Origin of the sequence: Limnohabitans sp. 2KL-3 (genome assembly GCF_001269405.1) — a bacterium.
Classification (GTDB): domain Bacteria; phylum Pseudomonadota; class Gammaproteobacteria; order Burkholderiales; family Burkholderiaceae_C; genus Limnohabitans_A.
Map to the genome: position 1 here is coordinate 178,403 of NZ_CXON01000004.1, position 23,523 is coordinate 201,925.

A 23,523-nucleotide genomic window follows, 5' to 3' on the forward strand; every position below is an offset into this window, starting at 1 on the left:
GAAGCGTTTTTGTCAGGGCATTCGAGCCACATGACGATTTTTATGCGGCGTTGAAACGGTGATGGGCCACGGCCATCGGACATTGCAGAGATCGTGGAGATTCATGCATTGAAGTGTGTCGCCAGATGGTCCGCAGCTGGCTCCGTTGCGGCGATCATCGACTGTGCACAACCAAAGCAGCCATGCACCGCAAAAAAGTGCCGCAATGGCACAAGGCGTACCGCCGTCATACCGCTTGAGCCACGTGAATGGTCAAGTGCATTGGCAAGAAAAAAGATATTTTCTGTAGGGAACAAACCAACGCCCAGAACCGGGCTCGTCCAACAAACAAACGGATCAGGTCGCGGCTTCGTGTGACCTATCCTTACTCGAGCGCATTGCGCAAGCCGCGCGCTGCCGTAAGAGCTTGGACTAGAGCCTCAACTTCAGTATCTGTGCTCCCTCACCCGTTTGGATTCATTGCTTCAAGTCTGAAAAGACTTCACAAGCGCACAGGAATCCCACGCTCCCGCATCCGCTCTTTCGCCTGCTGCACGGTGTATTCACCATAGTGAAAGATACTGGCCGCCAGCACCGCATCCGCGCCGCCGATGCTCACGCCGTCGGCCAGGTGGTCGAGGTTGCCCACTCCGCCTGATGCGATCACGGGCACGGTCACCGCGTCGCTCACGGCGCGGGTCAGTTGCAGGTCAAAACCGCTTTTGGTGCCGTCGCGGTCCATGCTGGTGAGCAGTATTTCGCCCGCACCGTATTCGGCCATTTGGGTGGCCCAAGCCACGGCGTCAAGGCCCACGTTTTTGCGGCCACCGTGGCTGTAAACGTCCCAGCCGGGGCCCATGGGCAGACCGTGGGTGCCAATGCGTTGCTCGTCTTCGGCGCTGCGGCGCTTGGCGTCGATGGCGACCACGATACATTGCGCGCCGTATTTGGCAGACGCTTCGCGGATGACTTGCGGGTTGGCAATGGCGGCCGAGTTGAAGCTGGTTTTGTCGGCCCCGGCGTTGAGCAATCGGCGCACGTCTTCCACCGTGCGCACACCGCCGCCCACCGTGAGCGGAATGAAGACCTGGCTGGCCACGGCTTCGATGATGTGCAGGATCACGTCGCGGCCGTCGCTGGTGGCGGTGATGTCGAGGAAGGTGAGTTCGTCAGCGCCCTGCTCGTTGTAGCGGGCCGCGATTTCGACCGGGTCTCCGGCGTCGCGCAGTTCAACAAAGTTTACGCCCTTGACCACACGACCGCCGGTCACGTCGAGGCAAGGGATGATGCGTTTGGCGAGCATGTTTCAGTGACCCTCTTGCGGTTCGATAGAGACGGTGATGGGTTTGATGTCGGCTTGTGTGGCCGAGATGTACAGATGCTCCAGAACGCCATTGCGCTCGACGACCACAGCGGTTTGGGTTTGCGCAGCCGTTCGCCGAGCTTGATTGGCCGCCCTGGCCATGGCAGCCACCGATCCTCTCAGGCTGCTGCTGCGTGCTTGTTCAATTGACATCATCTGACTCATTTTTTTGCCCAATCCAAAGTTGCTTGCATCATGCACGCAAAGCCAAGCGCTGCCAGCCCGCCCAGCGCTCGCCCGCAGGCAAGGTGATGGGCGTGTACACCTGCGCGGCTTCGACGCACAGCATGTGCCGCCAGCCGTCTTCGGGCATGTCGGCCAGGCGCGTGCACAGGTCTTGCGCGGGGTTCCAGACCACGGTGTTGGCCCAGCTGGGGCTTTGGCTGATGTGCAGGGTATCGTTCAGCGTCATGGGCTGTGGCCCGGCTTCGTAGACGCGGTCAAATTCGGCGGCAAAGCGGATCGTGTCGGCCGCTTTCGCATGTGTGTCGGTGAGTGAATCCCACTCGGGCTGACCGCCCAGGCCCTGCAGCTTGGCCTTCGTCACGTTGGGCACGGCCAAATAGGTGTGCAGTGCGCCTGAGAACGCCAGCGCTTGGGTGTCTGTGTTGTGCACGTCCAGCGTCAGTTGCACTGAACCCGGGCTCAGGTCGATGTGCAGCGCCAAGGCAAAGGCTTGGGGCCACCAGGTGCGAGTTTGGGCGTTGTCCTTCAGGCGCAGCGTGAGGCGGGCATGCTCGGCTCCCAGTTCGGGCGCATCGGCCAACCAGGCCACGTTGCGGGCAAAACCGTGTTTGGGCAGGCACTCGGCCATGGGGCCGCGTTGGTTGAACTGCGGAAAGCACACGGGCACACCGCCGCGAATGGCGGCTTGGCCGTCCAACATGCTTCGGGGGCTGAGGTACAGGCGCTCTTGCCCGCCCGACACCCAAGACAGCACATGCGCACCGTGCAACGCCACCCGCAAGCGGTCGCCTTGCGGCAGCGTCAATTCGCAAGCGGGCAGGCCCGCGAACGCGGTGTCGCGACAAGTGGCCTGAGCGCTCATGGGCAATCGCGAGGGAAAGGATCAACCGTTGAGTTCGTCGGCGCGTTGCTGCGCCAGCGCGAAGTCGAGGTCGCCCGAGTACACGGCGCGGCCACAGATCACGCCTTCCACGCCTTCGTCCTCCACGGCGCACAGCTGCTCGATGTCGGCCATGTTGGACAGGCCGCCCGAGGCGATCACGGGGATGGTCAGGGCTTGGGCCAGCTTGACGGTGGCGTCGATGTTGATGCCGCTGAGCATGCCGTCACGGCCGATGTCGGTGTAGATGATGGACTCAACGCCCCAGTCTTCGAACTTCTTGGCCAGGTCCACCACTTCGTGGCCGGTGAGCTTGCTCCAGCCGTCGGTGGCGACTTTGCCGTCCTTGGCGTCCAGGCCCACGATGATGTGGCCGCCAAAGGCGGTGCAGGCGTCTTTCAAAAAGCCGGGGTTCTTGACGGCGGCAGTGCCGATGATCACGTAACGCAGGCCGCTGTCGATGTATTTTTCAATCGTGTCCAGATCGCGGATGCCACCACCGAGCTGCACCGGGATGTCGTCCCCCACGGCCTTGAGGATGGACTTGATGGCGCTGAAGTTTTGCGGCTTGCCGGCGAACGCGCCGTTCAGATCCACCAGGTGCAAGCGGCGCGCGCCTTTTTCGAGCCAGGTGCGGGCCATGGCGGCGGGGTCTTCGCCAAAGGTCGTGGCTTGGTCCATATCGCCTTGCTTGAGGCGAACGCAGTGGCCGTCTTTGAGGTCAATGGCGGGGATCAGAATCATGGCGAATTAAAAAAAGACTGAGGGGCTGAAAAACGGCAGTGAAAACTTCTCAAGGCTGCCAGTGGAGGAAATTGCGGAACAAGGCCAAACCTTGGGCCGCGCTTTTTTCGGGGTGAAACTGGGTGGCAAAAATATTGTCACGGGCAATGGCGCAAGCAAAGCGGCCGCCGTAATCGGTCTGGGCCGCGCTGTGCGCCGGGTTGGCCACCTGGGCATAGAAGCTGTGGACAAAATAATACCAGCTGCCGTCCTCTACGCCTTGCCACAGCGCATGCGCTGGTGTGTCTTGCCAGACCTGGTTCCAGCCCATTTGTGGCACTTTGTAGCGGGTGCCATCGGGTTGGATGCGTCCAGCCAAATCGAACTTGACCACACGGCCAGGGATCAGACCCAAGCCGGGCGTGTTGCCCTCGTCGCTGTGGTCCAGCAGCATTTGCATGCCCACACACACGCCAAACAGGGGTTTGCTGGCCGCGGCTTCGAGCACGGCGTCGAGCAAACCCGACTCGCGCAGCTCGCGCATGCAGTCGGGCATGGCGCCCTGCCCTGGCAAGACCACTCGGTGTGCGTTGCGCACCACTTGCGGGTCGGATGTGACGGTGACTTCGGCATGGTCCACGCTGGAGGCGGCATGCATCACCGCCTGCGCCACGCTGCGCAGGTTGCCCATACCGTAGTCCACAACGGCGACGCGGTTGACGCTCATGTTCAGAGACTGCCTTTGGTGGAAGGGATCACGCCCGCCGAGCGGGGATCGAGTTCGAGCGCGGCACGCACGGCGCGTGCGAATGCCTTGAAAATCGTCTCGCACTGGTGGTGCGCGTTCACACCCTTGAGGTTGTCGATGTGCAGCGTGCACAGCGCGTGGTTCACAAAGCCCTGGAAGAACTCATAAACCAGTTGCGTGTCGAGCGAGCCCAGCGAACCAGAAGTGAACTTCACGTCCATATGCAGGCCGGGGCGGCCCGAAAAATCCACCACCACGCGGCTGAGCGCTTCATCGAGCGGCACATAGGCATGGCCATAACGGCGGATGCCTTTTTTGTCGCCAATGGCTTGCGCAAAGGCCTGGCCCAAGGTGATGCCGATGTCTTCCACCGTGTGGTGGCCGTCGATGTGCAAGTCACCTTCACACGCGATGTCCAGATCAATCAAACCATGACGGGCGATCTGGTCCAGCATGTGGTCCAGAAAACCGATACCGCTGGCCAGTTTGGCTTGGCCTGTGCCATCCAGGTTGATGGCGACGCGGATGTTCGTCTCGGCCGTCTTGCGGGTGACTGCAGCGGTGCGGTTCATAAGGAGGCTTTCAGAGCGGCAAGGAGTTGGTCGTTTTCTGCGGCGGTGCCCACCGTCAGGCGCAGGCAGTTGGCCAGCAATGGGTGCATTTTAGAAATGTTCTTGATCAGCACACCGTGGGCCTTCAGACCGTCAAAGGTTTTGGCCGCATCGGGCACACGGGCCAGGATCATGTTGGCCTCGCTCGGGAACGGGGTTACACCGGGCAAGGTGGCCAGTTCTTTCAGCAAACGGGTGCGCTGCTCGCGCAGGTCTTTGGCTTGGGCTGCAAACACCTCGGTGTGCTCCAAGGCAAACAGAGCGCATTCGGTGTTGAGCACGCTGATGTTGTAGGGCGGGCGCACTTTGTCGATCTCGGCCACCAAAGCCTTGGGGCCGATCATGTAGCCCAAACGCACACCGGCCAGGCCAAACTTGCTGAGCGTGCGCATGAGCAAGACGTGCGAGTGGCGAGTGATGCGGTCTGCGTAGCTGCGGCTGGCAAAGGGCTGGTAGGCCTCGTCCATGACCACCAAGCCGCCTTGTGCGCCTTGGGCGAGGACGATCTTTTCGATCGTGTCGTCGTTCCACAGGTTGCCGGTGGGGTTGTTGGGGTAAGCCAGGTAGACGATGGACGGCTTGTGCTGATCAATCGCGGCCAGCATGGCGGCTTCGTCGAGTTCAAAGTCGGCGGTGAGCGGCACGCCGTGGAAGGCCAGGCCTTGCAGCTGGGCGCTCATGGCGTACATCACAAAGCCGGGCAAGGGCGAGAGGATGCTGGCACCGGGCATATCGCAGGCCATGGCCAAGAGCGAGATCAACTCGTCCGAACCGTTGCCCAGCATGATGTCAAAGCCTTCGGGCATGCCTGCGTAACTTGCCAGCGCATGGCGCAGTTCGTTCACACGCTCGCCGGGGTAGCGGTTGAGCGCCAGCGCGCCGAGACGCTCGCCCAACGCCTTTTGCAAATCAGCAGGCAAGCGGTACGGGTTTTCCATCGCGTCCAGCTTGACCATGCCGACCGAATCCTGGATGGCATAGGCGTGCATGGACTGCACATCTTGGCGGATGCGTTGCATCAATTTCGGGCTGACAGTCATTGGGGCTCTCGCATCGGGGGCACAGGGTTCAAACGCAATTCGGCGGCGCGGGCATGGGCTTGCAGGCCTTCGCCATAGGCCAGCTCAGCGGCGATGCGGCCAAGGGGCTGCGCACCGGCCTCGCTCACCTCGATCAGGCTGCTGCGTTTTTGGAAGTCGTACACACCCAGTGGCGAGGAAAAACGCGCCGTGCCGCTGGTGGGCAAGACGTGGTTGGGACCCGCACAGTAGTCGCCCAAGGACTCACTGGTGAAAGCGCCCAAAAAGATCGCGCCTGCGTGGCGCAGCAAAGGCTCCCAGCGGTGGGGATCGCTGCTCGACAGCTCCAGGTGCTCGGGCGCGATGCGGTTGCTGATGGCGCAGGCTTCTTCCATGCTGCGGGTCAAGATCAAAGCACCCCGGTCGTTGAGCGACTTGGCGATGATCTCGCGGCGGGGCATGGTGGGCAGCAGGCGGTCAATGGCGGCTTGCACCTCGGCGATGTAGGACGCATCAGGACAAAGCAAAATGCTTTGTGCCAGCTCGTCGTGCTCGGCCTGGCTGAACAAATCCATCGCCACCCATTCGGCGGGCGTGCTGCCATCGGCCAAGACCAGAATTTCAGAGGGGCCCGCGATCATGTCAATGCCCACGGTTCCGAACACGCGCTTTTTGGCGCTGGCCACATAGGCGTTGCCGGGGCCGGTGATCTTGTCCACCTTGGGGATGGTGGCGGTGCCATAGGCCAAAGCCCCCACCGCTTGCGCGCCACCTACGGTGAAGGCACGCGTGACGCCCGCCACATAGGCGGCGGCCAAGACGAGTTCATTGCGTTCGCCCCGGCTGGAAGCGGCCGCCTCTCCAGAGCCGCCCGTGGCCACGCTGCCGCGCACGGGGGTGGGCACGACCATGATGATGTCCTGCACCCCGGCCACATGGGCGGGGATGGCGTTCATCAACACCGAAGAGGGGTAAGCGGCTTTGCCACCGGGCACGTAAATGCCCACGCGGTCGAGCGGTGTGACTTTTTGGCCGAGCAGCGTGCCGTCTTCGTCGCGGTAGCGCCAGCTCTCGCCCGAGGCCTTTTTCTGGGCTTCGTGGTACTTGCGCACGCGGGCGGCGGCGGCTTGCAGGGCTTCGCGTTGTGCGGCGGGCAGGCTGTCGAGTGCCGCTTTCAGTTCGGCCTGGGTGATCTCCAAAGCTTTCACATCGGGGGCTTGCAGGCCGTCAAAACGCTGGGTGTACTCCAGCACCGCCGCATCGCCGCGCTTTTGCACGTCGGCCAGGATATCGGCCACGCGCTGCTCGATGGCTGCGTCGGTGTCGGCAGACCAATGCAGGCGGGCCGCAAAGGCCGCTTCAAAACCGGCGTCTGCCGTTTTCAGTTGCAATGGTTTGGCGTGCAATCCCATGTTCAGTCCTTCTTCACTGCGCCCGCAAAGGCGTCGATGATGGCGCGGATCGGCGCTTGTTTGAGCTTGAGTGCGGCTTGGTTGACGACCAAGCGCGAGCTGATGTCCATGATGCGTTCGACTTCAATCAGGTGGTTGGCCTTGAGCGTGTTGCCTGTGGACACCAGATCCACAATCGCATCGGCCAAGCCTGTGAGCGGGGCCAGCTCCATGCTGCCGTAGAGCTTGATCATGTCGACGTGCACGCCCTTGGTGGCAAAGAAGTCGCGGGCAATCGTGGTGTATTTGGTGGCCACTTTCAGGCGCGAGCCGGTGCGCACCGCACTGGCGTAATCGTAGTCAGCGCGCACGGCCACACTCATGCGGCATTTGGCAATATTCAGGTCCAGCGGCTGGTACAGGCCTTGGCCGCCGTGTTCGATCAGCGTGTCCAAACCCGTTACACCCAAATCTGCACCGCCGTATTCCACATAGGTGGGCACGTCGCTGGCGCGCACCAGAACCACACGCACGTTGGGCTGGTTGGTGGGCAAGATCAGCTTGCGGGATTTTTCGGGGTCTTCGAGCACCTCGATGCCCGCGGCTTTGAGCAGCGGCAGGGTTTCGTCAAAGATGCGTCCTTTGGACAGGGCCAGCGTGATCATTTCACTCTTTCGATGTCGGCCCCCAGGCCGCGCAGTTTCAATTCCATGCGGTCGTAGCCACGGTCCAGGTGGTAGATGCGGTCGACGATGGTTTCGCCTTCGGCCACGAGCCCGGCAATCACCAAGCTGGCCGAGGCCCGCAAGTCCGTCGCCATGACCGTCGCGCCCGACAGCTTTTCCACGCCCTCGATCACCGACACTTTGCCGTCGATCTGGATGTGCGCACCCAAGCGCACCAGCTCGTTGACGTGCATGAAGCGGTTTTCAAAAATGGTCTCGGTCACCTTGCTCGTGCCCTGCGCGATGCAGTTGAGCGCCATGAACTGCGCCTGCATGTCGGTGGGAAAACCGGGGTATTCGGTGGTGCGAAAGCTTTGCGCTTTCATGCCGCCATCGGCCTTGACGCGGATAAAGCCCTCGCCCGCTTCGATGGTGGCACCGGCATCACGCAGCTTTTCGATGACCACTTCGAGGTGGTCGGCGCGGCCGTGGCGCAGCACCACATCACCGCCCGTGGCGGCTACGGCGCACAAGAAGGTGCCCGCCTCGATGCGGTCGGCCACCACCTGGTGCTCACAACCATGCAACCGGTCCACACCCTGAATGCGGATGCGGCGTGTGCCGTGGCCTTCGATCTTCGCGCCCATCTTGATGAGCATCTCGGCCAGGTCGGGAATTTCGGGCTCTTGGGCGGCGTTTTCCAACACCGTCTCGCCTTCGGCCAAGGCCGCAGCCATCATGAAGTTTTCCGTACCCGTCACGGTGACCATGTCGGTGGTGATGTGCGCACCCTTCAGGCGCGTGCGACCCTCGGGCAAGCTGGCCAGCATGTAGCCGTGGTCCACCGTGATGACCGCGCCCATGGCCTGCAGGCCTTTGATGTGCTGGTCGACGGGCCGCGAGCCAATGGCGCAACCACCGGGCAAAGACACTTTGGCATGACCAAAACGGGCCAGCAAGGGGCCCAAGGCCAGCACCGAGGCACGCATGGTTTTGACCAGCTCATAGGGCGCTTCAGGGTTGTTCAACGCGCCAGCATCCAGCGTGACGCGGCCGTCTTCGTGGTGCTCGGCCGTCACGCCCATGTTGCGGATCAGCTTGAGCATGGTCGAGACGTCTTGCAGGCGCGGCACATTGGCCAACGTCACAGGCTCGGCGCTCAACAAAGCGGCGCACAGCTCGGGCAGAGCGGCATTTTTGGCACCCGACACATCAAGCGTGCCTTGCAGGCGGTGGCCGCCGCGAATTTTCAGTTTGTCCATGGGTCAGGTCGGTGCGTTGCGGCCCAAAGGCCTTCGGTTCATTGCGCTTGTGCAGCCCATTCGGCGGGTGTGAAGGTTTTCATGGACAAGGCGTGAACTTCGTCGGTGTGCATTTTTTGGCCCAGCGTGGCGTACACCCGTTGGTGACGCGCAATGGGGCGCATGCCGGCAAAGGCTTCGGACACGACCACGGCGCTCCAGTGGCGGCCATCGCCCTCCACCGTGAGGTGGGTGCACGTAAGGCCTGCGGCGATGATGGCTTGGAGTTGCTCTGCGTTCATGGGGTTTTCAGCTTCGGATTTTGTAGCCGATGCGCAAAAGGTGAAGGGTCAAGGCACTGATGACGGCCAAGGCGGTGCCCACCACCGCCAAACTGACCCAAGGCGACACATCGCTTTGGCCAAAAAAGCCGTAACGAAATCCGTCGATCATGTAGAAAAACGGGTTCAGGTGACTGAGCTTTTGCCAAAACGGCGGCAGGGAATGGATGGAATAAAACACGCCCGACAAAAACGTCATGGGCATGATGATGAAATTCTGAAACGCAGCCATCTGGTCAAACTTTTCAGCCCACAGCCCGGCAATCACGCCCAGCGAGCCCATCATGGCCGCGCCCATCACGGCAAAAGTCAAAATCCACAGAGGGTTGACGAAGGTGATGTTGATCATCCAGCCTGTGATGACAAACACCCCCAAGCCCACGGCAAGTCCGCGCACCACCGAAGAGCCCACATAGGCCACAAACCAGCTGCGGTGCGACAGGGGCGTGAGCAACAAAAACACCAAGCTGCCCATGATCTTGCTTTGCACCAGGCTCGACGAGCTGTTGGCAAAAGCGTTTTGCAGCACGCCCATCATCATCAGGCCCGGCAGCAAAAACGAGGTGTAGGGCACGTTGTCGTACACCTTGACATGGTCTTCGAGGACATGGCCGAAGATGAGCATGTACAGCACCGAGGTGAGCACGGGTGCGCCCACCGTTTGGAAAGCGACTTTCCAAAAACGCAGCACCTCTTTGTAGAGCAGGGTTTGCCAGCCGGTCATGCCAAGGCTCCCGAGGCGGTTTGTTTGCGGTTCATGACTTCAAGGAACACGTCTTCCAGGTCGGCTTGGCGGATTTCCACGTCTTCCACCACCAGGCCCGCCGTGCGCAGGGTGGCGAGGTGGTTCTCAATCTCGACCGCGTTGTGCACCGGCAACTGCACGATGCGGCCTGTGACACGCGCAATGGCCGCCACGGCAGGCGGCAAGTCACCGTCGAGCTTGAAACGCAGCACCTGGCTGGTGGCCGAGCGCAGCAAGTCGGATGTGCGCTCCAAGGCCAGCAACTGCCCGCGCTTGAGCATGGCGATGCGGCCGCACAAGGCTTCGGCCTCTTCCAGGTAGTGGGTGGTCAGCAAAACGGTGTGGCCTTGCTTGTTGAGTTTGGCGATGAAGGCCCATAAGGTCTGGCGCAGCTCCACATCGACCCCGGCGGTGGGCTCGTCGAGCACGATCACGCGGGGTTTGTGCACCAGCGCTTGAGCCACCAGCACCCTGCGCTTCATGCCGCCCGAGAGTTGACGCATGTTTGAGCCTGCCTTGTCAGCCAGGCCCAAGCTGTCCAGCAACTCGTCGATCCAGGCCTCGTTTTTCTTGACACCGAAATAGCCCGACTGGATGCGCAGCGCCTCGCGCACCGTGAAAAACGGGTCAAACACCAACTCTTGCGGCACCACGCCCAAGAGGCGGCGGGCAGCGGCGTAATCGGTTTGCACGTCATGACCATGCACCAACACGCGCCCGGTGGTGGGGCGGCTGAGGCCCGCCAAAGTGCTGATCAGGGTGGTTTTGCCTGCGCCGTTGGGGCCCAGCAGGCCGAAGAATTCGCCCTCCTCCACGTCAAAGCTGACTTGGTCGAGGGCTTTGAACGCGGCTGCGCCCGCCTGTTTGGCCGGGTAAATCTTGGAGACGGTTTGGAAAGAGAGCGCTGGCATGTGAGGGGTTTATTTTAAGTGCTGAGCGGCTGCCCCATGGCGCTACAGGGTGAACGGGGGTGAAAAACCCCTCATCAGTCGTTCAAACGGGCTCCAGCAAGTCGATCACGCCATAAAGACGGGCCAACTCCCTTAAACGAGAGGTCATGCCCGAAATTTGCAATGTTCCACCTTGGGCCAGTACCTCACGACGCAAACCCAAAAGCGCAGCCAAAGCGGACGAATCAAAAGCCGTGAGTGCAGAGGCATCGACACTGACCACAGATGGCCCCATGGGCTTGCATTGTGCCACCCACAATGCCAAACAAGCTGGTGCATGCTCGTGAAGCAAGGTTTCAGGCATGGTCAAGACGCTCATGGTTTTGCGCTCAGGAGGCTTTGGCGTTGGTTTTGTTCCGGGCCACCAAACTGGCGATCAAGGCATCGATGCCGCCCGCGTTGATCTCTTTGGTGAACTGGGTTCTGTAGTTTTCAATCAACCAGACCCCCAGCACGTTCAAGTCAAAAATCATCCAACCTGCACCTTGTCCAGGTGTTTTTTCAAGGCGGTAATCGAGCTGAATCGGGTCACCTTTGCCTCGCACCTCGGTGTTGACCACCAAATTTTTATCCTCTTGACCTGCTCGCAGAGGTTTGACGACCACAACCTGGTCGCTGACCTGACTGAGTGCACCAGCGTAGGTGCGGACCAACAAGGTCTTGAACTCGGTCTGCAAACGGCCCTGTTGCTCTGGCGTGGCTTTTCGCCAAGCGGGGCCTGTGGCCAAAGACGTCATCCGCCGAAAATTCACATGTGGCATGAGTTTGTCATCCACCAATTGCATGATTTTGGCAATATCACCGTTGCGCAGCGCCTTGTCTGCCTTGATCGTTTCCAAGGTGTCGTTGGTGATGCGCTTGACAAAGGCTTCGGGGGCCTCTTCAGAGGCCCAGGCAGCACCAACACCCAAGCTCAAACAGGCAGCACCCAGTACGGTTAAGCCTTGGCGACGGTTCATGGACAAAGAAGTGAAATATTTTTGCATTGAATAACTATAGGGCCAGTCAGCCAGGGCCGTGTGAGCAACTGTAACGGGGTTTATTTGGACGGTGGGTCAGATTCACCGTAATCGAAATCAGAAGGTGGATTGCCATCATGGATGTCATTGTTGCGCTTTTGCAAATAAGCATCACGCACAAAGGTGTAGGGGTCCAATGATGCCGCCTTGATGACATCCACCGTCTGCAGCAAGCCAGCACGCACATCCAACACACGGGCCGCAGTCAATGCGTTGCGGGTGGTCTCAGCGGTGAACGCCTGGGAAGGGTTGGCTTGCATGTCCAGTGGGGTTGCCAGGCCGTCACGCAAAGTGGAAGGACCCAACAAAGGCAGCATCAGGTAAGGACCCGGCTTGACACCCCAGTAACCCAAGGTTTGGCCAAAATCTTCTTTTCTTTTTTCAAGGCCCATTTCGCTGGCCACATCCAGCAAACCACCCAGACCCAAGAAGGTGTTGACATTGATGCGCATGAACGTTTCGGCGGTGGCTTGACCCTTCAACTGCATGGCGCTGTTGGCCATGGACCAGACATCGCTCAAGTTGCCCAAGACATTGTGCACCCCTGTACGAACGAACGAGGGAATCACTGTGACATACGCCTGAGCCAGTGGTTTGATGGCCACGTTGTCCACCACATCGTTGAACTTGTAAACGCTGCGGTTCATCGGCTCCCATGGATCTCGGGCATCCGCGTTTTGGACCGTTGCACAGCCTTGAAGTCCGAACAGCACCAACACAAGCAAGGGCATGGCCCATCGTTTCATTGACATCATCATGGCTTTTGACTTTCGGCCTTGGGTTTTTCAGCCTGGTTGAACAAAAACTGACTGATCAAGTTTTCCAGAATCACGGCTGACTGGGTTGATCCGATCTTGTCGCCTGCAACCAGGTTCTTTTCGTCAGCGCCCGGCGTCACGTCCAAATATTGTTCACCAAGCAAGCCACTGGTCAAAATTTTCAAGGAACTGTCTTGGGGAAAAGCCAGCCCCGTCTGCAGGGCCAAGGTCACCTTGGCCTGAAAAGATTCACCGTCGAATTCAATTTTCTTGACACGGCCAACCACCACCCCAGCGCTTTTGACTGCCGCACCCGGTTTGAGTCCACCAATGTTGTCAAACTTGGCACTGACTTCGTAATCCTTGCTGAAACTCCAGGTCAGCAAATTGGCCGCTTTGAGGGCCAAAAAAAGCACAGCCACTGCGCCGAGCATCACAAACAACCCGACCCACACATCATTTTTTGAACGTTGCATGCCGTCCTCCTCAAATGCTGAACATCATCGCGGTGAGGATGAAATCCAACCCCAACACCGACAAAGAAGAAACCACCACACTGCGCGTGGTGGCACTGGCCACACCCTCTGGGGTCGGCTTGGCCACATAGCCTTGCAGCAAAGCGATGAAGGTCACCGCCACACCAAACACCACGCTTTTGATGATGCCATTGCCCACGTCCTTGAACACATCGACGCCGCCTTGCATCTGGCTCCAGAACGACCCTGCATCGACACCGATGAGCAGCACGCCCACCACGTAGCCCCCCAAAATGCCCACGGCGCTGAACACTGCGGCAAGCAAGGGCAACGCAATGACACCGCCCCAAAAGCGGGGGGCCAAGATGCGCTGGACCGGGTCCACCGCCATCATCTCCAAAGCGGTGAGTTGCTCACCCGCACGCATCAAACCAATCTCGGCCGTGAGTGAGGCCCCAGCCCGGCCCGCATAAAGTAAAGCCGCCACCACCGGACCCAACTCGCGCACCAAGCTCAAGGCCACCAACAAACCCAAGGCCTCGGCTGAACCATAGCGTTGCAAGGTGTAGTAACCCTGCAAACCCAACACAAAGCCCACAAACAAGCCGGACACTGTGATGATGGCCAGCGAATAGTTGCCCAAAAAATGAACCTGGTCGCGCACCAAACCAAAACGCTTGAGGACAACTCCGGAGAGGCTCAGCAATTTGAAAAACAAACGAGCGGCAAAACCCCAATCGGCCAACATCTGGCGGGTGCTCGCGCCCAAGGCGGCCAACAAAGACGTGATCATGAAGACCTCCGGTCATAGTCGCGAGCAGCCGATGGTGCAGGGTAATGAAAGGGCACGGGGCCATCACTCAAAGCGTGCACAAACTGGTAAATCAGGGGGTCGTTGCTGGCACGCAACTCAGTGGGTGTCCCTTGTGCAGCCACCCCACCGTTGGCCAAAATGACCACATGGTCGGCGATTTCAAAGGTCTCGGTCACATCGTGCGACACGACCACGCTGGTGATGCCCAGGCTGTCGTTGAGACGGCGAATCAGCCGCGCAGCCGTGCCCAGTGAAATGGGATCGAGGCCCGCAAAGGGCTCGTCGTACATGATCAAGTCCGGGTCCAGCGCGATGGCGCGGGCCAAGGCCACTCGGCGGCTCATGCCGCCTGAAATTTCGGAGGGTTTCAAGTCTCGTGCACCGCGCAAACCGACCGCATCGAGTTTCATCAGCACAATGTCACGGATCAGGTCTTCAGACAAATGCGTGTGTTCGCGCAAAGGAAATGCCACGTTGTCAAACACGCTCATGTCGGTGAACAGCGCACCGAACTGAAACAACATGCCCATTCGACGCCGTGCGGCATACAACTCGGCTTGACGCATGGGGGTGATGTCCTTGCCGTCAAACAGCAGTTGACCTGCAGTGGCACGGATCTGGCCACCGATCAATCGCAACACCGTGGTCTTTCCACCTCCCGAAACCCCCATCAAGGCCGTGACTTGTCCTCGTGGCACATTGAAGCTCAGGTTCTTCAAAATGACACGGTCGCCATACCCGAACGTCAGGTCGCGCAGTTCAACAAGGGGCTGTGATGTGGTGGTGTTCATGAAAAACAAAAGCCGGTCAGGGTCCGGCTCTTGTGATGTTAGCGGCCCAAGGTCAACGGGATGTCAACCTTGGTTCTCTAGGGATTTTACCTAGAACCCGGTAGCCTTAGCGAGGCAAGTCGCTTTTCCCCATCAGGAATTCGTCGACTGCGCGAGCGGCCTGACGGCCTTCACGGATGGCCCACACCACCAGCGACTGACCCCGGCGCATGTCGCCAGCGGCAAACACCTTGTTCACATTGGTAGCATAGCCGCCGGTGAAGTCGGTGCTGGCCTTGGCGTTGCCACGGGCGTCCTTGTCGATGCCAAAGGCGTCGAGCACAGTGGCGACCGGGTTGGTGAAGCCCATGGCCAGCAAGACCATGTCGGCCTTGTATTCCTTCTCGGTGCCGGGCACTTCAACCATCTTGCCGTCTTTGAATTCGACGTGCACCGTGGTCAATCCGGTGACTTTGCCTTTTTCGCCAGTGAACGCTTTGGTGGAGATGGCGAATTCGCGCTTGAGCAGGCCTTTTTCGGCGCTCTCGTCATGGCTGGAGCTGGTGCGCAGCTTCATGGGCCAGTAAGGCCAGACCATCGCTTTGTTTTCTTTTTCGGGCGGCTCGGGCATCACCTCGAACTGGGTGACGCTCACAGCACCATGACGTGTGCTGGTGCCCACGCAGTCGCTGCCGGTGTCGCCGCCACCGATCACGATGACGTTTTTGCCGTCAGCGCGCAGCTGGCCTTTGAGCTTGTCGCCCGCGTTGACCTTGTTTTGCTGAGGCAGGAATTCCATGGCGAAGTGGATGCCGTCCAGGTCGCGACCTGGCACGGGCAGGTCACGCGACTGCTCGGAGCCGCCTGTGAGCAACACAGCGTCAAAGTCTTTCTTGAGCTGTTCAGCCGAGATGGTTTCCTTGGCCCAGTTGGTGACCTTGGAGTCCTTGGGCCACTGCCCCACCAGCACGCTGGTGCGGATCTTCACGCCTTCGGCTTCAAGCTGCTGGACGCGCCGGTCAATGTGCGTCTTTTCCATCTTGAAGTCGGGGATACCGTAGCGCAGCAAACCACCCACGCGGTCGTTCTTCTCGAACAAGGTCACATCGTGGCCAGCGCGGGCCAGCTGCTGCGCTGCGGCCAAGCCAGCGGGGCCTGCGCCAATGATGGCCACGGTTTTGCCGGTCTTGACCTTGGCGGGGCGGGGCGTGACCCAACCTTCCGCCCAAGCGCGGTCGATGATGGCGTGCTCGATGGACTTGATGCCCACGGCGTCGTCGTTGAAGTTGACCACGCAGGCAGCTTCGCAAGGCGCGGGGCAAATGCGGCCGGTGAACTCGGGGAAGTTGTTGGTGCTGTGCAGCACCTCGATCGCGTTCTTCCAGTCGCCCTGGTACACCAGGTCGTTGAAGTCCGGAATGATGTTGTTGACCGGGCAACCGTTGTTGCAAAACGGTGTGCCGCAATCCATGCAGCGTGCGGCTTGCGTTTTGGACTGCTCGGGCGTCAAGCCGATCACGAACTCGCCGTAGTTCTTCAAGCGCTCGGTGACGGGTTTGTAGCCCTCTTCGATACGCTCAAATTCCATGAAACCTGTGATTTTTCCCATGATGTTTCCTTAACTTTTTGACGTGGGGCTCAGACGACAACAGGCTTGGCGGCCTTGGCCGCGTTCGCCGCTTTGCGTGCGTTGATCTCGCCCAAGGCGCGCTTGTATTCGTTCGGGAACACTTTCACGAACTTGGCGCGAGCTGTGGCCCAGTTGTCCAGCAATTCGCGGGCGCGTTGGCTGCCGGTCCACTTGTGGTGCTCTTCCAGCAGTTTCTTGAGTTGTGCTTCGTCGGCCTGATCGCGGTGCCAGACCTTGCGGTCGACTTGCGCTTCTTGCTCTGCCACCGTCAGCACTTTTTCCATGCTGACCATGGCGGTGTTGCAGCGCGAGGCGAACTCGCCGTCTTCGTCGTACACATAGGCGATACCGCCGCTCATGCCCGCGCCGAAGTTGCGGCCGGTCTTGCCCAGCACAGCAACCGTGCCGCCGGTCATGTATTCGCAACCGTGGTCGCCAGTGCCTTCCACCACAGCGGTGGCGCCCGACAGGCGCACCGCAAAGCGCTCGCCAGCCACGCCAGCAAAGAAGGCCTCACCCGTGGTCGCGCCGTACATGACGGTGTTGCCCACGATGATGTTTTGCGCGGCCACGCCACGGAACTCCAGACTCGGGCGCACCACGATGCGGCCACCCGACAAACCTTTGCCGGTGTAGTCGTTGGCTTCACCAATCAGGTACAGCGTGATGCCCTTGGCCAGGAACGCGCCGAACGACTGACCACCGGTGCCTTCCAATTGGATGCGCAAGGTGTCGTCCGGCAAGCCTTCGGGGTGCACTTTGGTCACCGCACCGGACAACATGGCACCGACCGAGCGGTTCACGTTGCGGGCGACTTCCATGAACTGCACTTTTTCGCCCTTGTCGATGGCGGCGCGGCTCTTGGCGATCAGCACGTTGTCCAGGGCTTTTTCGAGGCCGTGGTCTTGTGTGTCCACATGGCGCACGGCCACGGTAGAGGCGACCTGAGGCACAGCCAGCAGGCGACCAAAGTCCAAACCTTTGGCTTTCCAGTGTTCCACACCGCTCTTCATGTCGAGCAGGTCGGCGCGGCCCACCAGATCGTCGAATTTGGCGATGCCCAGCTGGGCCATGATCTGGCGCACTTCTTCGGCGATGAAGAAGAAATAGTTCACGACATGCTCGGGCTTGCCGGTGAACTTCTTGCGCAGTGTGGGGTCTTGTGTGGCCACGCCCACGGGGCAGGTGTTCAGGTGGCACTTGCGCATCATGATGCAGCCCTCGACCACCAGCGGTGCGGTGGCGAAGCCGAACTCGTCTGCGCCGAGCAATGCGCCAATCGCCACGTCACGGCCGGTCTTCATCTGACCGTCGGCCTGCACACGGATGCGACCACGCAAGCCGTTGAGCACCAGGGTTTGCTGGGTTTCGGCCAGACCGATTTCCCATGGAGAACCGGCATGCTTGACCGACGACCAGGGCGATGCGCCCGTGCCGCCGTCGTGGCCCGCGATCACGACGTGATCTGCCTTGCACTTGGCCACACCGGCGGCGATGGTACCGACGCCGATTTCGGACACCAGTTTCACGCTGATGTCGCTGTGCGGGGCCACGTTCTTCAGATCGTGGATCAGCTGGGCCAAGTCCTCGATGGAGTAGATGTCGTGGTGCGGTGGTGGCGAAATCAGGCCCACACCGGGCACCGAGTGGCGCAGCTTGCCGATGTAGTCGGACACTTTGCCACCGGGCAACTGACCGCCTTCACCGGGCTTGGCACCCTGGGCCATCTTGATCTGGATCTGGTCGGCGCTCGACAGGTATTCGGCGGTGACACCGAAGCGGCCCGAAGCCACTTGCTTGATGCGCGAACGCAGGCTGTCACCGGCAGCCAAAGGCATGTCGACTTCGACGTTCTCTTCGCCGATCACGCTCTTCAAGGAATCACCCAACTTGATCGGGATGCCCTTGAGTTCGTTGCGGTAACGGTTGGCGTCTTCTCCGCCCTCGCCCGTGTTGCTCTTGCCGCCAATGCGGTTCATGGCCACGGCCAATGTGGCGTGCGCTTCGGTAGAGATTGAGCCCAGCGACATCGCGCCGGTGGCAAAACGCTTGACGATCTCGGCAGCAGGCTCGACCTGCTCCAGCGGGATGGCTTTGGACGGGTCAATCTTGAACTCGAACAAACCGCGCAGCGTCATGTGGCGCTTGCTTTGGTCGTTGATGATCTGCGCGTATTCCTTGTAAGTGCTGAAGTTGTTGGCACGGGTGGAGTGCTGCAACTTGGCAATCGCATCGGGCGTCCACATGTGCTCTTCACCACGAGCGCGCCATGCGTATTCGCCGCCGGCATCCAGCATGGTGGCCAGAATCGGGTCGTCGCCAAAGGCGGCGGTGTGCATGCGGAAGGCTTCTTCAGCGATCTCGAACACGCCAATGCCGCCCACGCGGCTGGAGGTGCCGGTGAAGTACTTGTTGATGGTCTCGGTGTTGATGCCGATGGCTTCGAACAACTGCGCGCCGCAGTACGACATGTAGGTCGACACGCCCATCTTGGACATGATCTTGGACAGGCCCTTGCCGATTGCCTTGACGTAGTTGTAGATGGCTTTCTCAGCCGACAAGTCGCCGGGCAGCTCTTTGTGCAGAGCAGCCAGGGTTTCCATCGCCAAGTAGGGGTGCACGGCTTCGGCGCCGTAACCGGCGAGCACAGCAAAGTGGTGCACTTCGCGGGCGGTGCCGGTCTCGACCACCAGGCCAGCCGTGGTGCGCAGGCCTTCGGTCACCAGGTGCTGGTGGATGGCCGACAACGCCAGCAGCGCAGGCACAGCCACTTGGGTGGCGTTGACACCGCGATCGCTGATGATCAGGATGTTGTGGCCGCCCTTGATGGCGTCCACCGCTTCAGCGCACAGCGAGGCCAATTTGGCTTCCACGCCTTCACGACCCCACAAGGCGGGGTAGGTGATGTCGAGCGTCGCGCTCTTGAACTTGCCCTTGGTGGCTTGCTCGATGTTGCGCAGCTTGGCCATGTCGGCGAAGTCCAGGATCGGCTGGCTCACTTCGAGGCGCATGGGCGGGTTGACTTGGTTGATGTCCAGCAGGTTCGGCTTGGGGCCGATGAAGGACACCAGTGACATCACGATCGCTTCGCGGATCGGGTCGATCGGTGGGTTGGTCACTTGCGCGAACAACTGCTTGAAGTAGTTGTACAGCGGCTTGTTTTTGTCGGACAGCACGGCCAGCGGGCTGTCGTTGCCCATGGAGCCAATGGCTTCTTCACCGGCCGAGGCCATGGGAGCCAACAAGAACTTGATGTCTTCTTGGGTGGTGCCAAAGGCTTGTTGCAGGTCGAGCAAGGCCACATCCGAGGCGGGGGCCAAGGGAGCAGCAGCCACATCGTCCAGCTTGACGCGCAGGTTTTCGATCCACTGCTTATAAGGCTTTGCACTGGCCAAACCGGCTTTCAACTCTTCGTCGTTGATCATGCGGCCTTGTTCCAAGTCAATCAGGAACATCTTGCCGGGCTGCAGACGCCACTTGCGCACGATCTTGCTCTCAGGAATCGGCAGCACGCCGGTCTCGGAGCCCATGATGACCATGTCGTCGTCGGTGATGATGTAGCGCGAGGGGCGCAGGCCGTTGCGGTCCAGCGTGGCGCCGATCTGGCGGCCGTCAGTGAACACGATCGACGCAGGGCCGTCCCATGGCTCCAGCATCGCAGCGTGGTATTCATAGAAGGCCTTGCGGCGCTCGTCCATGGTGGTGTGCTGTTCCCATGGCTCGGGGATCATCATCATCACGGCCTGGCTGATGGGGTAACCCGCCATGGTCAGCAGTTCCAGGCAGTTGTCAAACGTGGCGGTGTCGGACTGACCGGCGAAGCTGATGGGGTAGAGCTTTTGCAGGTCGGCAGCCAGCACGGGCGAAGACATCACGCCTTCACGGGCCTTCATCCAGTTGTAGTTGCCCTTGACGGTGTTGATCTCACCGTTGTGCGCCACATAACGGTAGGGGTGAGCCAAGGGCCACTCGGGGAAGGTATTGGTGGAGAAACGCTGGTGCACCAGGCCCAAGGCCGAAACGCAGCGCTCGTCTTGCAGGTCCAGGTAATAGGTGCCCACTTGGTCGGCCAGCAGCAAGCCCTTGTAAACCGCAGTGCGGCTGGACATGCTGGGGATGTAGTACTCGTTGCTGTGGGTCAGGCGCAGGTTCTGGATGGCGGCGCTGGCGGTCTTGCGGATCACGTACAGCTTGCGCTCCAAGGCGTCTTGCACGATCACGTCGGCACCGCGGCCGATGAAGATCTGGCGCATGACCGGCTCTTTTTGGCGCACGGTGGGCGACATGGGCATGTCGCGGTTCACGGGCACATCGCGCCAGCCCAGCACCACTTGGCCTTCGGCCTTGACGGCGCGTTCGAGTTCTTGCTCGCAAGCCATGCGCGATGCGTGCTCTTTGGGCAAGAAGACCATGCCCACGCCATACTCACCAAAGGGCGGCAGGTTCACGCCCTGCTTGGCCATCTCGTCGCGGTACAGCGCATCGGGCAACTGGATCAAGATACCGGCACCGTCGCCCATGAGCGCGTCCGCGCCCACAGCACCCCGGTGGTCGAGGTTTTCCAGGATCTTGAGGGCCTGGGTCACGATGGCGTGGGTCTTGTGCCCTTTGATGTGGGCCACAAAGCCGACACCACAAGCATCGTGCTCATTGGCGGGGTCATACAGACCGGTTGATTGGAAATGTTCTTTTGCACTGGCCGAAGTCATGGGCGCTCCTAAGGGTTTTCACGCAGACCGAAGAGTGTAGTGCACTGCAGCATCCATGCCAAACTTTTTAATTGGGGTCAGATCCCAATTAATTTGGTTTTTGGTTTGGCATTGATTTAATTGGGGACAGATTCAATCTAGGGTCTTTTTGGCAGGTCGACCCGCCTTGCCCGGCACCAAGCGACGCTGGGTGTTTTGCTGCAAACCACTCACAAAATGGGCCGATCCCAGCGCCCAGCCCGACAAGGCGCTTTGCGTGAGTTGGTCCTTTTCCCGCTGCGCCAGGCCCGTCTGCACCAGCTCGGCATAAGCTGCCTCACGGGCAAAAGGGGTGTTGCCCAAGCCCCAAAACAGGGCGTGAGGCGTCACCAACTTGTCGCTCAACTGCCCAATACAGTGCCTGTGGCTGGACCATTTGAAGTCGGCGGCTTGCCCCACCATGCCCGCCCGCACCGGGTTCAAGTCGATGTAGACCATGCAGGCCAAAAGATAGCGTTCGCTTTCAATCAGGTTGCTGCGGTAGCGCCCTTCCCACAGCGTGCCGGTGCGCTGGTGTCGCAAATTGAAGTAGCGCACATAGGCCCGCCCCACCGCCTGCATCATCTGCGGCAGGCCCTCGTCGGTTTCGGGCGTGAGCAGCAAATGGAAGTGGTTGTCCATGATCACATAGGCATGAATGGCCACCTTGAAAGTTTGCGCATGCTCTTGCCACAGCGCCAGCAAACGCTCGCGGTCCGCATCGTCGCGCACGATGGCCTGACGGTCATTGCCGCGCTGAATAACGTGGTGGGGATAGCCTGCAACGGTCAGGCGGGGTTGGCGGGCCATGGGAACTCCCTGTTTGAGACCCGCAGTTTAATTGGGATCTGACCCCAATTAAAGTGAATATCAAATAACTCATTTTTAATGCAAAAATACTCGCCAGTTTTTCCACTGTTGCGCGAGGTCCTGATGAGCCGTGTTTTCAAAGCATTGACTGTGTGCCTGTCGCTTTGGCTGTCCGCCAACTCACAGGCCATGACACTGGAACGGGTGGGCCATGACCTTTTTGCCACGGGCCCCACCGTTGATCAGGACTTTTTACAATTTAAGGAGGCCTTGGCCCAAGGCGGCATTGAGCGGCTGATTTTGGTCAACGGGCCTGGGGGAGACCTCTGGACGGGGATGCAAGTGGCACGCATGGTGCGAGACGCCAAGATCACCACCGTGGCTTCGGGTTATTGCATGTCAGCATGCTCGTTGATTTTCATGGCCGGGCAAGCACGCGTCTTTGGCACGGGAAGCTTGCCAAGGGGAACCGTGGTCGGCATTCACGGCGCGCACGACCGGGACTCCAAACGCGTCAATCCCAGTTTGATGCCCCAGATGTACGCCTGGTACAAACTGCAAATGGGTGACAAATTTGATGCTCAGGTCATCAACCAAGCCCTGTACGACATCCAGGAGGCCTCTGGATTTTTAAGGGTCCGCGAACTCCAACGCACACAAGAAAAAGACAGAACGCCCTGGTTCTGCCCTACCGGTCAAACGCCTTTCGATCAATGCCAACAACATACCGGCAAAGACGCCTTGAGTCTGGGCGTGGTGACCCAAACCGAGACCGTGCCCCTGCAATTGCCCGCCAGCATGAAAGTACAGCTGGGCTTTTTTGGCACATCCCTGGGCGAGCCCATGGTGGACATGCATGACCGCGCCGGAGCACTGATTGAAGGGCTTTGCAAAGGCCAATTGCTGTGCAAAACGATTGCCCAACGCACATTCAACAACTACCTGAGTGCCAAAGAAAACAAAGCCATGGCAATTGGCTGGGGCAAAACGGGTTATGGCGTGCGCTGGGGTGTGGATGACCCTGGTCGGGCCATGCTGGGGGCTCTGTACCAATGCAACCACGCCAAAAACAACCCCAAACTTTGCCGTTTGGTGTCCGTCAACGAGCATGAGGTGCTGCCCCTCTACGATGAGGCAAGCACCCAAGCCGCTGCCATATTGGGCCAGTTGCCAACACCATCGCCCGAACACCTCCAGGCAGAGCGCGATGAACCGGGTGCTAGCACCCCGTCCAAATTGCGTTGGGGTCAGGCGCTCACGGGCATGACCCCCAAAGCGCTGGATGGCATTCAACGCTGGGATACCGGCACATTGACCCAAGCCCTGCGGCAAGCCGAACGCCCTGTGGTGATTGATGCGGCGAGCTTTGGACCTGTAGTTCCCGGAGCACTCAGCTTCATCAACAGCGGTCTGGCATTCGAAGACGACAAGTTGGAGCAGCCCTATGCCGAGCGCTTTGGCCAGATGCTGCGAGCAGTAGCTCCCGACCTGAACAAACCGGTGGTTTTTTACTGCAGCCACTCGGAAAGCTGGTTGTCGGTGAATGCAGCCATGCGTGCGCGCCAACTGGGCTACACCCAAGTCATTTGGTACCGAGGGGGCTTCAAGGCATGGACCCAAGCGGGCTTGCCCACCGTCGGGCGGGTGCCTGTGGCGGTGTTGTATTGAGCACAAACG

The 23,523-nt window shown here is 60.0% G+C and carries 23 protein-coding genes; 1 reads left to right on the forward strand and 22 read right to left on the reverse strand.

What is annotated here, in order from left to right:
- Nucleotides 1-481: 481 nt before the first annotated feature.
- From hisF to AMM41_RS08010, 22 genes are all read right to left on the reverse strand, one after another.
- Complete coding sequence (gene hisF / locus AMM41_RS07905) at nucleotides 482-1,282, reverse strand: imidazole glycerol phosphate synthase subunit HisF (protein ID WP_089955839.1); 801 nt, start codon at nucleotides 1,280-1,282, stop codon at nucleotides 482-484.
- 3 nt (nucleotides 1,283-1,285) lie between these two features.
- Nucleotides 1,286-1,495: a hypothetical protein gene (locus AMM41_RS07910; protein ID WP_146186340.1), complete on the reverse strand. Its 210-nt coding sequence runs from the start codon at nucleotides 1,493-1,495 to the stop codon at nucleotides 1,286-1,288.
- 40 nt (nucleotides 1,496-1,535) lie between these two features.
- On the reverse strand, nucleotides 1,536-2,390 hold the full coding sequence (locus AMM41_RS07915) for a D-hexose-6-phosphate mutarotase (RefSeq protein WP_089955846.1): 855 nt from the start codon (nucleotides 2,388-2,390) through the stop codon (nucleotides 1,536-1,538).
- 21 nt (nucleotides 2,391-2,411) lie between these two features.
- Nucleotides 2,412-3,152, reverse strand: coding sequence for a 1-(5-phosphoribosyl)-5-[(5-phosphoribosylamino)methylideneamino]imidazole-4-carboxamide isomerase (gene hisA / locus AMM41_RS07920; RefSeq protein WP_053172214.1), 741 nt, complete (start codon nucleotides 3,150-3,152; stop codon nucleotides 2,412-2,414).
- Nucleotides 3,153-3,201: 49 nt separating this feature from the next.
- Entirely contained in the window at nucleotides 3,202-3,858 is a 657-nt protein-coding gene (gene hisH, locus AMM41_RS07925) for an imidazole glycerol phosphate synthase subunit HisH (RefSeq protein WP_089955851.1), read from the reverse strand.
- A gap of 2 nt (nucleotides 3,859-3,860) precedes the next feature.
- Nucleotides 3,861-4,451 carry an imidazoleglycerol-phosphate dehydratase HisB gene (hisB, locus tag AMM41_RS07930; RefSeq protein WP_089955855.1) on the reverse strand — a complete coding sequence of 197 codons (591 nt, stop codon included), beginning with the start codon at nucleotides 4,449-4,451 and terminating at the stop codon, nucleotides 3,861-3,863.
- Entirely contained in the window at nucleotides 4,448-5,530 is a 1,083-nt protein-coding gene (hisC, locus tag AMM41_RS07935; RefSeq protein ID WP_089955859.1) for a histidinol-phosphate transaminase, read from the reverse strand. The genes hisB and hisC overlap by 4 nt, the downstream gene beginning before the upstream one ends.
- Nucleotides 5,527-6,921, reverse strand: coding sequence for a histidinol dehydrogenase (hisD, locus tag AMM41_RS07940; RefSeq protein ID WP_089955864.1), 1,395 nt, complete (start codon nucleotides 6,919-6,921; stop codon nucleotides 5,527-5,529). Before hisD ends, hisC begins: the two co-directional genes overlap by 4 nt.
- Before the next feature lie 2 nt (nucleotides 6,922-6,923).
- Nucleotides 6,924-7,565 (reverse strand): ATP phosphoribosyltransferase, encoded by a 642-nt coding sequence (hisG, locus tag AMM41_RS07945; protein ID WP_089955867.1) that lies wholly within the window; start codon nucleotides 7,563-7,565, stop codon nucleotides 6,924-6,926.
- A complete protein-coding gene (gene murA / locus AMM41_RS07950; protein WP_089955870.1) occupies nucleotides 7,562-8,827 on the reverse strand; it encodes a UDP-N-acetylglucosamine 1-carboxyvinyltransferase in 1,266 nt (421 codons plus the stop codon). The genes hisG and murA overlap by 4 nt, the downstream gene beginning before the upstream one ends.
- Nucleotides 8,828-8,865: 38 nt before the next feature.
- Nucleotides 8,866-9,108 (reverse strand): BolA family protein, encoded by a 243-nt coding sequence (locus AMM41_RS07955; protein ID WP_089955873.1) that lies wholly within the window; start codon nucleotides 9,106-9,108, stop codon nucleotides 8,866-8,868.
- Between the two features lie 7 nt (nucleotides 9,109-9,115).
- A complete protein-coding gene (locus AMM41_RS07960) occupies nucleotides 9,116-9,871 on the reverse strand; it encodes an ABC transporter permease (protein ID WP_089955877.1) in 756 nt (251 codons plus the stop codon).
- The gene (locus AMM41_RS07965; RefSeq protein WP_089955881.1) at nucleotides 9,868-10,803 is read right to left on the reverse strand and encodes an ABC transporter ATP-binding protein; all 936 of its coding nucleotides are present in this window, start codon (nucleotides 10,801-10,803) and stop codon (nucleotides 9,868-9,870) included. Before AMM41_RS07965 ends, AMM41_RS07960 begins: the two co-directional genes overlap by 4 nt.
- 82 nt (nucleotides 10,804-10,885) lie before the next feature.
- Complete coding sequence (locus AMM41_RS07970) at nucleotides 10,886-11,161, reverse strand: STAS domain-containing protein (RefSeq protein ID WP_089955884.1); 276 nt, start codon at nucleotides 11,159-11,161, stop codon at nucleotides 10,886-10,888.
- Between the two features lie 10 nt (nucleotides 11,162-11,171).
- On the reverse strand, nucleotides 11,172-11,801 hold the full coding sequence (locus tag AMM41_RS07975; protein ID WP_089956345.1) for an MlaC/ttg2D family ABC transporter substrate-binding protein: 630 nt from the start codon (nucleotides 11,799-11,801) through the stop codon (nucleotides 11,172-11,174).
- A gap of 80 nt (nucleotides 11,802-11,881) precedes the next feature.
- Complete coding sequence (locus AMM41_RS07980; protein WP_228769160.1) at nucleotides 11,882-12,592, reverse strand: MlaA family lipoprotein; 711 nt, start codon at nucleotides 12,590-12,592, stop codon at nucleotides 11,882-11,884.
- Between the two features lie 23 nt (nucleotides 12,593-12,615).
- On the reverse strand, nucleotides 12,616-13,095 hold the full coding sequence (mlaD, locus tag AMM41_RS07985; RefSeq protein WP_089955887.1) for an outer membrane lipid asymmetry maintenance protein MlaD: 480 nt from the start codon (nucleotides 13,093-13,095) through the stop codon (nucleotides 12,616-12,618).
- Between the two features lie 10 nt (nucleotides 13,096-13,105).
- A complete protein-coding gene (gene mlaE / locus AMM41_RS07990; RefSeq protein WP_089955891.1) occupies nucleotides 13,106-13,888 on the reverse strand; it encodes a lipid asymmetry maintenance ABC transporter permease subunit MlaE in 783 nt (260 codons plus the stop codon).
- Nucleotides 13,885-14,700, reverse strand: a complete 816-nt coding sequence (locus AMM41_RS07995; RefSeq protein ID WP_089955894.1) for an ABC transporter ATP-binding protein — start codon at nucleotides 14,698-14,700, stop codon at nucleotides 13,885-13,887. The genes mlaE and AMM41_RS07995 overlap by 4 nt, the downstream gene beginning before the upstream one ends.
- 106 nt (nucleotides 14,701-14,806) lie before the next feature.
- Complete coding sequence (locus AMM41_RS08000) at nucleotides 14,807-16,288, reverse strand: glutamate synthase subunit beta (protein WP_089955898.1); 1,482 nt, start codon at nucleotides 16,286-16,288, stop codon at nucleotides 14,807-14,809.
- Between the two features lie 29 nt (nucleotides 16,289-16,317).
- On the reverse strand, nucleotides 16,318-21,018 hold the full coding sequence (locus AMM41_RS08005) for a glutamate synthase-related protein (RefSeq protein ID WP_089955901.1): 4,701 nt from the start codon (nucleotides 21,016-21,018) through the stop codon (nucleotides 16,318-16,320).
- A 132-nt stretch (nucleotides 21,019-21,150) separates the two neighbouring features.
- Nucleotides 21,151-21,846: a transposase gene (locus AMM41_RS08010; RefSeq protein WP_089955906.1), complete on the reverse strand. Its 696-nt coding sequence runs from the start codon at nucleotides 21,844-21,846 to the stop codon at nucleotides 21,151-21,153.
- A 123-nt stretch (nucleotides 21,847-21,969) separates the two neighbouring features.
- Between AMM41_RS08010 and AMM41_RS21810 the strand changes: the two genes are divergently transcribed.
- Nucleotides 21,970-23,514, forward strand: coding sequence for a rhodanese-like domain-containing protein (locus tag AMM41_RS21810; protein WP_194944664.1), 1,545 nt, complete (start codon nucleotides 21,970-21,972; stop codon nucleotides 23,512-23,514).
- Nucleotides 23,515-23,523: the final 9 nt, after the last annotated feature.